This window comes from Nostoc sp. S13 (genome assembly GCF_029379315.1).
Lineage (GTDB): Bacteria > Cyanobacteriota > Cyanobacteriia > Cyanobacteriales > Nostocaceae > Nostoc.
Genome location: NZ_JAQYWQ010000162.1, coordinates 1 through 11,642 on the forward strand (window position 1 = coordinate 1; position 11,642 = coordinate 11,642).

Here is an 11,642-nt window from a genome sequence, read left to right on the forward strand (position 1 = left end):
AAACCTCTCCGTATTCTCTCTTAGTCTTGTTCAGAAATCAAATAGGAGTCCTATATGTCTTCTGAGTATGTTAAAAGTTTTTAGATATGCGATCGCAGGCACGATCAAGCAATATAGAAAAATTCCCTTCTCATAACTACTTAGCCTGCAAGGTTATTGGTAAACGCGAGTTTCCAACTTGTTTTGTTTTTAGTAAACTTCTTGCAAAAGTCTCTTCACGCGGTACAATAACGAAATTTTGCAAGAGTTCTAATCATGAAACCATTTCTTTTTGTAACAGACTTGGATGACACCCTCGTGTATCGCACTGTGGGCGATGACAGCGCTTTAGCAGAACTAAATCAACTACTGAAGAGACATCGCCAAGAATATGGTACGAAAATCGTTTATGCTACTGGGCGATCGCCTGTACTTTACAAAGAACTCCAAGCTCAAAAAAATCTTTTGCAACCCGATGCCCTCGTCCTTTCTGTGGGTACAGAAATCTACCTCGATAGTACTGATACTCCAGACTCAGATTGGTCAGAAATCCTCTCTCCGGGATGGGAACGGGAAACAGTATTATCTATTACTAGAAAATATCCTGAGTTAGTTCTGCAACCAGATTCAGAACAGCGTCCTTTCAAAGTGAGTTTTTTCTTACAACAAAAGGCATCTGTAAGTGTGATACCACAACTTGAAGCCCAGTTGCAGAAATATAAATTAAATGTAAAGTTAATCTACAGTAGCGGGATTGACCTTGACATTGTACCCCATAGCAGCGATAAAGGTCAGGCAATGCAGTTTTTACGCCAAAAGTGGAAATTTGCAGCAGAACAAACAATTGTCTGTGGTGATTCAGGTAATGATATTGCTTTATTTGCTGTAGGCAACGAACGGGGCATCATTGTGGGGAATGCCCGAAAAGAGTTACTCCAATGGCACGATCAGTATCCCGCTGACCACCGCTACCTGGCTTCATGTTTTTGTGCAGGTGGAATTATCGAAGGATTAAAATATTTTGGTCTCTTGTAATGATTAGTTATCTAAAAGGTATAGTCGCTGGTATCCAAACAATTGGCGCTAATCGCGTGATTCTGACTCTGGAAGTGAATGGCTTGGGGTATGATTTGCAAGTTCCTCAACGCCTAGCACAGCAATTACCAGAGTCGGGAGGAGTGACGCAAATTTTTACGCATTTCCAAATTCGTGAAGAAGTGCCGTTACTATATGGCTTTGCTTCGCCATCCGAACGCGATTTATTTCGCCAATTGCTGACTGTCACCGGTATTGGTGCAGCCTTAGCGATCGCACTCTTGGACACTCTGGAACTACCAGATTTAGTCCAAGCAATTATCGCTGGCAATACACAAATCTTAATTCAGGCTCCCGGTGTCGGTAAGAAAATTGCCGAACGCATATGTTTGGAACTGAAAAGCAAATTAGTTGAGTGGCGCAAATCAGCCGGGTTCTTCGTCGCCACAGGTGGCCCAGCACCGGGAATTCTCGAAGAGGTGCAAATGACCCTCTTCGCCTTGGGATATACTGCCCATGAAGTCAGTCATGCCCTGCATGTAGTAAGTGAAGATATAGGACTACCCAAAGATGCCTATGTCGAAGATTGGATTAAACAAGCGATCGCTCATCTCAGCAGCGAACAAGTTTAATTGTCATTTGTCATTTGTCAATATTTATTCTCTCCCTCATTCCCTCCACTCCCCACTCCCCACTCCCCATGCCCACTAACCCTTATGCTTGGCTAGATGAATCTCTAGCAACAATTCATCGGGCAGACTGGTATCGTTCAGTACAAACAATCCACGGGCGTCCGGGTGCAACGGTGGTTTTAGCTGGACAAGAGGTAATTAATTTTGGCAGTAATGACTATTTGGGACTTGCGGGAGATATGCGATTAATAGCAGCCGCGATCACTGCGATCGCCGAATTTGGCACCAGTAGCACTGGTTCTAGATTACTCAGTGGGCATCGAGAATTACACAGGGAGTTAGAGGAGGCGATCGCATCTACCAAACAAACAGAAGATGCTTTGGTATTTAGTTCCGGATATCTAGCCAATTTGGGTACAATTACCGCCCTGGTTGGCAAGCGTGATTTAATTTTATCTGACCAGTACAATCATTCCAGTCTGAAAAATGGGGCGATTCTCAGTGGTGCAGCAGTTGTAGAATATCCGCACTGTGATCTTGCAGTATTAAAAACTCAGTTGAGTCAACAGCGACAAAACTACCGACGCTGTTTGATTCTTACTGATACCGTCTTCAGCATGGATGGCGATTTATGTCCAATGCCAGCACTGTTGGATCTCGCTGATGAATTTAACTGTATGCTGCTAGTTGATGAAGCTCATGCTACTGGGGTACTAGGAAAAACTGGCGCTGGGTGTGTCGAACATTTTGGATGTACGGGAAAGCAGTTAATTCAAATTGGTACTTTGAGTAAAGCTTTGGGTAGTTTAGGCGGATACGTAGCAGGAAGTAGCACCCTAATTGACTTTTTGCGGAACCGCGCACCCACTTGGATTTACACCACTGGACTTTCACCTGCTGATACGGCAGCGGCCTTAGCAGCAATCAAGATAGTGCAACAAGAACCGCAACGCCGTGCCCAATTGTGGGAAAATGTACATTACTTGAAAAATTTGCTGGAACAACAGTTACCTAATCTAAAATTGCTGCGATCGGAATCACCTATATTATGTTTTCAATTATCCAGTGCCACGGATGCACTCAAAGCTGGAAAACAGCTAAGAGATGCTGGCATTTTTGCCCCAGCAATTCGTCCTCCCACAGTGCCCACAAGTCGGATCAGAATATCTTTAATGGCAACTCATGAAGCAGCACATATTGAAAAATTGGTAGCAGTGCTGAAAGATATCTGTTAATTCGTGAGGTTTTAAGTACAGCATTTGATTAATTTGTAGCGAATTCTCTGAGTGCCCCTACCCTGCGGATTGCGCCGCGCCTATGCGTTTAAATTTCAATCTTCAATTCGCCCCGATTTTACGCAAAGCTGTACTAAGTAAGTGGGCGTGAATATTAAAGGTTTGTAGTCAAGGCTTTAGCCCGGAAAATAGGACTGGAGATGATTACTACGAGGCAATTTAATTAATTTTATATTGCATAATATAGTTTGAGTTATTCTTGACCACTTACTTATAACAAAGGTGCATCTCACTTTTTTAAAAATATCCCTAGTACAGTACGGCGTAAATAAGCCACCTATTTGAAATGTCTGAAATCTTTGATAATAGGTAATTACGAATTACTATCTTCGCCACGGAGAGCGAGTCTTCTGCCAAGGCGAAGAAGTGTCTCCAAGAGTTGGGGAGACGCTTCTTCGCCACGAGTGTCATTACGAATTATAAATTCCGCCTTGCGGTACTAGACTTAGCGAATGGAATTCGCACGCCAGTTGCTTCAAGTCAGGGATCTGTAGCTTTCAACTTTTACAAATCAAACAGGATTGCTATATATAAAATTAACGATAATTTTTTACTTTTCATAGTATATTTTTGAGAAATTAGCTTCTAACAAAAGAGGTTTTCAAAACTAAATAAAAATCTATCTGTGGATAAGTTACTAAAATTTGCAAACTAGCTTAGGGTATGTAGAGCCTCTGCAATAAGTATTGCTTATTCCAAGACATTTTCATGCCCTATATTCATTATTCCCAGTTACTGCGTTGTGGCATTGTTGTATTAATTGTCGCACTTACATTAGTGCTAATGTTAATGCTAGACCCCTGGTTAAGCATAAATGGAACTTTTTTTCTGCTGTTTTTTAGCGCTGTAATGGTGAGTGCTTGGTATGGTGGTTTGAAGTCAGGGCTGTTAGCAACCGGCTTGTCTGCGTTTCTGAGCGATTACTTCTTTCTCCCCCCAGTTTATGATCTGAGTCTTGACTTATCTAATTTTGTGCGAGTTGGATTGTTTGCATTACAAGGATTGCTCTTTAGTATCTTATGTGAGGCATTAAAGACTGCTAAAAGAGTGGCTGATGGAAATCTCCAAAAGCTGAGAGTTAGTAACGAGCGATTTCGATTAGCGTTAAATAGTTCAGATATCGTGGTCTTTCAGCAAGATCGCGATTTGCGATATCAGTGGATTTATAATCCTCAAGGTCTAGATACTACTGAGGAAATGTTAGGTAAGTCTGATGATGAATTATTTCCATTAGTAGCAGAACAATTGAGGGCAATTAAGCTGAAGGCACTAGAGACTGGTGTTTCAACCCGTGAAGAGGTTTATCTAACAATTTCTGGAAAAGACGGTTACTACGACTTACTGGTTGAACCGCTAAGGGATGCAGACAATAGCATTCAGGGTATTAGCTGTGCAGGTGTGAATATTACTGACCGCAAGCAGGCTCAGGAAAGACTCGGATATATCGCCGAAATTAGTAGTTTACTCTCTACTTCGCTAGATTATGAACAAATCTTAGAACAAATCGCTAAAATCTCAGTTCCCCAGCTTGCTGATTGGTGTAGCGTTGACATTTTAAATGAAGATGGTTCCATTCGCCGCCTACCCATTGCCCATGCAGACCCATCAAAAGCGAATTTGGCGCGAAAACTTGAGCAGTATGTCCCAGATTCCAAGGGTGCAAGTGCAATCGCTAAGGTACTGCAAACCAGGCAACCAGAATTAATTTCAGAAGTATCTGACTCGCTATTGCTGGCGACTACTCAGAATCACGAACACTTAGAAGTAATTCGGCAAATGGGGATGAAGTCTTTGATGATTGTGCCTTTAATCGCCCACCAACAAATACTCGGCTGCATCTCCTTTGCCACCGCAGAATCAGACCGTCGCTACGATCGCTCTGACTTAACTTTAGCAACAGATATTACCCATCGTGCTGCCTTAGCAGTGGAAAATGCCCGACTTTATCGAGATATGCAGCAGGCTTTTGTGCATTATGCCGAATCTTTATCTCTTCTAGATGCGCTATTAGGAGGTGCTCCTGTTGGCGTATGCTTTTTGGATCGGCAACTGCGATATATCCGAATTAATCAAGTTTTCGCTGACATTAACGGTTTGACCATAGAAGAGCATTTAGGACGCAAATTTGGGGAAGTGTTGCCAAAGATGGCAGCTGAGTTTGAGCTACAGTTACAGCACGTGTTGGATACTGGTGAACCCCTGGTAAATGTGGAAATTAGTGGTGAGACAAGGGGACAACCCGGACGTTACGGCTACTGGCTGGCCAACTATTATCCGGTCAACAACGCAATGGGTGAAACGGTAGGAATTGGAATTATTTTGGCAGATATAACAGCAGCAAAGGAAATAGAAGTCGCCTTGCGGGAAAGCGAAGAAAGGTTTCGGGCAATGTTCAATCAGGCAGCTGTGGGCATTGCTCTGGTAGCGTTGGATGGACGATTTATTCAGGTTAATCCTGCCCTCTGTGAGATTACTGGATACAGCTACGAAGAGTTAATGGAGATGAACTTTCAGGAAATTTCCCACCCTGATGACTTAGCAGTTGATTGGGAGAATGGTCGGCGAGTTTTGGCAAAAGAAATTAGTGGTTATTCCCTAGAGAAGCGCTACATCCGCAAAGATGGTTCTATAGTTTGGGTAAACCTAACTTCATCAGCAGTTTGGGATGCTAACGGACAAGCAAAGTATGCATTAGGCATTCTTGAAGATATTAGCGAACGCAAACGAGTTGAAACGACACAACAGTTTTTAGTCGAAGCCAGCACCTTATTAGCTGCCTCATTGGATTATGAAATCGCCTTGGAAAATGTAGCGAATCTGGCAGTTCCGACCTTAGCTGATTGGTGTATTGTAGATGTTTTCCAGGAAGATTGGTCAAGTAAACAAATTGCGATCGCAGTTGCCGACCCCAGAAAACAAAATACTTTAGACCAAATCCGACGGCGTTACCCACCCAAAAACAGAGCTAAACAGCTTGTACAGCGTCTACAGTTGGGAATATCTGTCTTTTATCCCGAATTATCTGAGTCTGATCTTGTACAGATGGCGCAAGACGACGAACATCTGCAATTGCTGCGAACTCTGGGTATTCGCTCTCTAATGGTGATTCCAGTTCGTTCCCGTGGGCAATTGTTTGGAGCAATCTCTTTTTTTACAGCCGAGTCAAGTCGGCAGTACCAACAGCCAGACTTGGCTTTAGCAGAAGATATTGCTCGTCGGGCGGCGACAGCCATCGACAACGCCAGACTCTACCAGGAAACTCAACAGGCAAAACAGGCGGCTGAAAGGTCTGTGAATCGCACGCTACTTTTACAAAGAATAACTGCTGCGCTCTCGGAAGCCCTAACTCCCCAACAGGTAGCCGATGTAGTCGTGAACCAAGGGATTGCCGCCTTAGAAGCCACTGCTGGTTCTGTTGTCTTACTTCAGCAGGGAGGTACTACCCTGAAAATTGTGCAAGCAATTGGCTATCCGCAATCGCTTATAGATAGTTGGGTAAATTTTCCGATCACTGCACTTAACCAAATAGCGGAAACAGTCAGAACTAAGCAGCCGATTTTTTTAGAAAGTTTAGCAGCCATGACTGCTAAATATCCTAACTTAGCAGATGCGATGACTTTCACAGGGAATAATGCCTGGGCTTCCATTCCTTTGATAGCAGAAGGCAAAGTAATTGGGGCACTGGGATTAAGCTTTGCCACTGTCCAAATATTTAACGAAGAAGACCGGGGATTTATGTTGACACTGGGGCAACAGTGTGCTCAAGCGATCGCCCGCGCTCAACTTTACGAAGCCGAAAAGACTGCAAGGGCACAAGCGGAGACAGCCAACCGCATTAAGGATGAATTCCTGGCTGTCCTTTCCCATGAACTTAGAACTCCGTTGAATCCGATTTTAGGGTGGGCAAAGTTACTCAGAACCCGCAAGTTCGACGAACCCGCTAGAATCCGGGCATTGGAAACCATCGAGCGCAATGCTAAGTTACAAACCCAATTGATTGGAGATTTGCTTGATGTTTCACGGATTTTACAAGGTAAAGTCAGGTTAAATCTGTATGCAGTAGATTTGAAAGTAGCGATCGCATCTGCACTAGAAACGGTACGTTTAGCAGCAGAAGCCAAATCAATTGAAATTCAAACGGTGCTAAGTAATGATATCGGCAAAGTTCTCGGCGATGGCGATCGCTTACAACAAGTGATGTGGAATCTCCTCTCCAATGCCGTTAAATTCACACCCACAGAAGGACAAGTAGAAGTGCGTCTAGAGCAAGTTGGCTTAGATGCCCAAATCCAGGTGATTGATACAGGTAAGGGAATCAACCCGGAATTTTTGCCCTATGTATTTGATTACTTCCGGCAAGCAGATGCCAAGACAACCAGAGTCTTTGGCGGACTGGGATTGGGACTGGCAATTGTGCGTCATCTAGTAGAACTTCACGGTGGTACAGTTCAGGTAGAGAGTCTGGGAGAAGGACAAGGGGCTACCTTTACAGTCAAACTACCTTTGCTCAAAAATTCTCAGTTGCGAGTTGAGAGTGATGAGGTTTCTCAACCAGAACTCAGTACTGAAGACACATTACTTGCTGGAGTGCAAATCCTGCTTGTGGACGATCAAGCTGATGTGCGAGAATTTTTTAGCTTTGCCCTGGAACAATATGGTGCAACTGTGACGACAGTTGAATCAGCAGCCGAAGCACTGGAAACACTGGCCCAATCAAAGCCAGATATCCTGTTAAGCGATATTGGAATGCCCTTGATGGATGGGTATATGTTGCTGCGCGAGGTGAGAAAATTACCGCCAGAGCAAGGCGGGCAAATTCCCGCGATCGCTTTGACTGCTTATGCTGGAGAAATTAACTACAATCAAGCAATGGCAGCCGGATTTCAAAAACACCTACCTAAACCCATCGATCCTGTGGAATTAGCTACAGCGATCGTCAATCTCATGCAGCAGAATCAACCTTGATTTGACTCTTTTCTGACTTTTCACGTCAGAAAATCCAACGCGAAACTTAATCCCCTAATACAACACGGCGTAAATAAACCATCCATTCCAAATTAATCAAACGCATACGCTATATACCTATTTGAATTTTTAATTATTAATTGCTCAGTCTTGAGAACGATTTCGAGGGAACAGGTAGGCGATCGCAGCGTAACCCGAAAGACTGAGTAAACTAACCAAAAAAGCAGCCAGAACAAAACTAAACATAATGTTATACTCTAGGCATTTCCAAAATCTCAGCATCCATCAACAAAATAAGATTTTAGATACTTTCAAATTAGCAATTGGGTATGACACAGCCGTGACTACCTTGTGTCAATCCCTTGTATCTCAAGGGTTTTGACTCAACTTAAGCTAAAGGCAGAAAAAACCGAAAGGTACTACCAACTCCCAATTCACTTTCTACCTGAATCTGACCGCCTTGTAGTTCAATCAAACGATGTGAAATAGTTAAGCCAATACCGGTGCCTCCCGAATGGCGATCGCGCGATTGGTCAGCTCGCCAGAAGCGTTCAAACACATGGGGCAAATTTTCTGGAGCGATACCAATACCTGTATCCATAACCGCAATCCAGAGTTGAGATGCTTCAGTTCCAGCATGAATGGTAATTAAACCTTGATTAGTATAACGCACTGCATTACCTAGCAGATTAACCAACACCTGTTCTGTGCGGTCAATATCTGCCAATACAGGAGGTAGCACAGATGGACATTGCAACAGCAGAACTGGCCCATCTTCTAACAGTTGGTCGGTAAATTTCTCCACTAATGACTCTAACAACGGGCGCACATTTACCCGTTGGATATTAATTGGCAGATAACCAGCTTCTGCTTTAGACAGTTCTTGTAAATCGTTCACCAACCGCTCTAAACGCCTAGTTTCTCTCGCTAAACGCCGATAAATTTCAGGAGACGCTTCAATTTGTCCATCAGCCAGTTCTTCCAAGTAACCGCGCACCACTGTTAACGGTGTTCGTAGTTCATGGGTCATGTCTCCAATCACTTCTCGCCGCCGTGCTTCTACCCCCTCTAAACTAGCTGCCATCCGATTGAAACTAGCACTCAGTCCACTGAGTTCTGGAATGTCAGACACAGGTAATCGTGCATCCATTTGACCAGCAGCAAATTTTTGAGTGATTTGTTCCATTTCCGTCAATCGCTGCATAATCCGTCTAGACACCCAATAACTCAATCCTCCGGCGGCGGTAGTCCCAACTAAGACTGACCAAATAGTGCTTCGCTGCCAAGCAAGTTCAAATCCTGCAACCAATTCAGTACGGACATCGATTAAGTCGAACCCCTGATTTTCTAATCGTTCCAAATGCAAGACAAACAAGCGGGGGGAAGAGATTTTGCTGATGCTCACCAGACTAGCTACCCCCACGATCATTACTACTAAGTGGGAGAAAAATAGGCGCGTTCTCAGCCCCATCTTCATAACATTTACGCTACCGGAGGATCTTCAAATTTATAGCCAACCCCAACAACAGTTTTAATAAAAGTAGGATTTGCCGGATCAGGCTCAATCTTTTTTCGCAACCGAGCTACATGAGTATCCACCACTCGTTCATCGCCAAAAAAGTTATCTCCCCAAAGTTTATCAATTAGTTGAGTGCGGTTCCAAACTCGACCTGGATTGCTGACAAAGGTGGTTAGCAAGTTAAATTCTAGGGTAGTTAAGTCCAAAATTTCAACCTCCTGAGAATTCAACTGACGACTAGCAGTGCGCTGGTCTACATCGACAATAAAGTGTTGGGTACGATTGACTTGATTTTGTCCCCCTTGGCGGAGGCTACGCCGTAATAGTGCTCGCACCCTAGCTACCAACTCTCTGGGGCTAAAGGGTTTGACCATGTAATCATCAGCACCAGTAGATAGACCAATGACGCGATCGATTTCCTCACCTTTAGCCGTAAGCATCAAAATGTAAGGATCTTTTGCACCAGGTTTCTGGCGAATTCTGGCACAAACTTCTAACCCATCCAAACCAGGAATCATTAAATCTAGAATGATTAAATCAGGTGGTTGCTCCTGAAACATCCGCAAAGCATTCATGCCATCGCGGCTAATGCGACAAAAAAATCCTTCTTTTTCTAAAGATAGTTCGATTAAATGAGCAATTTCTGGTTCATCTTCAACTATTAAAATATCCATTTCAACTAGAGCCGAGCAAAATGTGACTAGAGAAGACAAGGGAGAGTTATTTCACCGCGTCTGGTAATCTTTGCGTATTCTTATAGCTGTTCTGCTTTCTAGAAAGTACATTTTCAACCTCGCCTCCAACCCCTCTCCTTGGCAAAAAGGGAGTGTTTACTTTACTCAAATACGGGGTGAGGTGACGACTGTATTGCACCCAAGTGAGAACCGCTATAGTTACAGGTTTGAATTTGAGGAAGTGCGATAACTATAGCCAAGATGAGAATCTTTTTGAATGTGTACTTTAATACTATCGAGGTCAATGAAGCAGTCAGCAACATCAATCAAGCTTTCGCTAGTTGTCGTTTGCAAACTGACCACTTCCACTCGAACTCCCATTCTGCTGACAGCGTTCACAGCATAGGCTAAATCTCCATCCCCACTGACTAAAACCGCAGTATCATAATAAGGAGCTAAAGTTATCATGTCTACAGCAATTTCTACGTTCAAATTTGATTTTTTGAAATTCTCTGCTGCTAGAACGAGTTCTTTTGCCACTACACGATAGCCATTACGACGCATCCACAATAGAAAACCCTGTTGCTTTTCATTGCTAATATCAACCCCAGTATAGAAGAAAGCCCGCAACAGTCTTGAACCGTTGGTTAAATGACAAAGCAATTTAACGTAGTCAATTTCTATGCCGAGTTGTAAAGCTGTATGAAATAGGCTTAAGCCATCAATAAAAATAGCAACTCGACCACGATTGAAGTTATTGAAAATCGAACTATTAGATGCAGGATCTCGCATCTTGGTATCTTTACCTTTGACAGCAGTATCGCTCAAATTTTGCCCTTGCCAATGTGGTTTAGCTTTGAGTACTTTAGATTCCTTAAATTCATTTGTATGTTTGCTAAAATTAGTTATAATCATTGATACCTCTGATTTTAAAGCTGGAAAGAGTTTTGAGTAAATTGTCTATACTATAGTCTGTGCTGATTTATAACCCTAGCAGGTAATGGTCTTAAGTCACTACATGCAGATAAACTTAACTGGCGCTCAACAGGATTCAAAGTAGACAGCCAAAGGGTTTTTCACTGTTGTTAGGGTTGGTTTGACGAGATATTGCCTCTGTCCACAGATATGTTAATCTTTACCCACCGAGACAGCAAGAGTTTGGAGAAAACAAATTGTAACTGTAAGGGTAGGGGCAAGAATCCGCGAAGGTCATTTATCTATATTTTATTTTAACTCTGTATTTTAATAACCTTACAGCCCGGAAGTTGACGTTTATGCAGGCTAAGGGGTTATTTGAAAAATCGCAAAGTATACTACGAACCCCGCTTCCATTCCTCTGCCTGAAAGGTCGAGAGGTTTTGAAACCCCCCATTCCCTACAAGGGAATGGGGGTTAGGTTTGGGAGGCTTTGATGTTACCAAAAATACTTATCAAACATCCGCTAAGGAGGCTCAAATGCTGACAGAGTTAGAAGCACTAATAATCTAATAGACATCTCCAGAAATTAAATATGCGTTATCTAGAACCCTTGTAGAGACGCGAA

7 protein-coding genes are annotated in these 11,642 nt (G+C 43.1%); 4 read left to right on the forward strand and 3 right to left on the reverse strand.

The genetic code is table 11. The features are described from left to right. The first annotated feature begins 255 nt into the window (after positions 1–255). From PUQ00_RS30060 to PUQ00_RS30075, 4 genes are all read left to right on the forward strand, one after another. A complete protein-coding gene (locus PUQ00_RS30060) occupies positions 256–1,014 on the forward strand; it encodes a sucrose-phosphate phosphatase (protein WP_300423401.1) in 759 nt (252 codons plus the stop codon). Then, a complete protein-coding gene (ruvA, locus tag PUQ00_RS30065) occupies positions 1,014–1,646 on the forward strand; it encodes a Holliday junction branch migration protein RuvA (RefSeq protein WP_300423403.1) in 633 nt (210 codons plus the stop codon). Before PUQ00_RS30060 ends, ruvA begins: the two co-directional genes overlap by 1 nt. A gap of 68 nt (positions 1,647–1,714) precedes the next feature. Further along, positions 1,715–2,881 (forward strand): 8-amino-7-oxononanoate synthase, encoded by a 1,167-nt coding sequence (gene bioF / locus PUQ00_RS30070; protein WP_300423404.1) that lies wholly within the window; start codon positions 1,715–1,717, stop codon positions 2,879–2,881. Between the two features lie 768 nt (positions 2,882–3,649). After that, entirely contained in the window at positions 3,650–7,906 is a 4,257-nt protein-coding gene (locus tag PUQ00_RS30075) for a PAS domain S-box protein (protein ID WP_300423405.1), read from the forward strand. Between the two features lie 388 nt (positions 7,907–8,294). Here the strand turns inward: PUQ00_RS30075 and PUQ00_RS30080 are convergent, their stop codons facing one another. The 3 genes from PUQ00_RS30080 to PUQ00_RS30090 all read right to left on the reverse strand — a co-directional run bounded on the left by PUQ00_RS30080 (position 8,295) and on the right by PUQ00_RS30090 (position 11,014). Beyond that, complete coding sequence (locus tag PUQ00_RS30080) at positions 8,295–9,383, reverse strand: HAMP domain-containing sensor histidine kinase (RefSeq protein WP_300423407.1); 1,089 nt, start codon at positions 9,381–9,383, stop codon at positions 8,295–8,297. Positions 9,384–9,388: 5 nt separating this feature from the next. Beyond that, positions 9,389–10,099: a response regulator transcription factor gene (locus PUQ00_RS30085; RefSeq protein ID WP_292828268.1), complete on the reverse strand. Its 711-nt coding sequence runs from the start codon at positions 10,097–10,099 to the stop codon at positions 9,389–9,391. 219 nt (positions 10,100–10,318) lie between these two features. After that, the gene (locus PUQ00_RS30090) at positions 10,319–11,014 is read right to left on the reverse strand and encodes an NYN domain-containing protein (RefSeq protein WP_300423409.1); all 696 of its coding nucleotides are present in this window, start codon (positions 11,012–11,014) and stop codon (positions 10,319–10,321) included. Positions 11,015–11,642 lie beyond the last annotated feature (628 nt).

What these genes read in the sequence shown, in the direction of transcription:
- PUQ00_RS30060 (WP_300423401.1), top strand. Translation starts at nt 256, where the DNA reads ATGAAACCATTTCTTTTTGTAACAGACTTGGATGACACCCTCGTGTAT.
- ruvA (WP_300423403.1), top strand. Translation starts at nt 1,014, where the DNA reads ATGATTAGTTATCTAAAAGGTATAGTCGCTGGTATCCAAACAATTGGC.
- bioF (WP_300423404.1), top strand. Translation starts at nt 1,715, where the DNA reads ATGCCCACTAACCCTTATGCTTGGCTAGATGAATCTCTAGCAACAATT.
- PUQ00_RS30075 (WP_300423405.1), top strand. Translation starts at nt 3,650, where the DNA reads ATGCCCTATATTCATTATTCCCAGTTACTGCGTTGTGGCATTGTTGTA.
- PUQ00_RS30080 (WP_300423407.1), bottom strand. Translation starts at nt 9,383, where the DNA reads ATGAAGATGGGGCTGAGAACGCGCCTATTTTTCTCCCACTTAGTAGTA.
- PUQ00_RS30085 (WP_292828268.1), bottom strand. Translation starts at nt 10,099, where the DNA reads ATGGATATTTTAATAGTTGAAGATGAACCAGAAATTGCTCATTTAATC.
- PUQ00_RS30090 (WP_300423409.1), bottom strand. Translation starts at nt 11,014, where the DNA reads ATGATTATAACTAATTTTAGCAAACATACAAATGAATTTAAGGAATCT.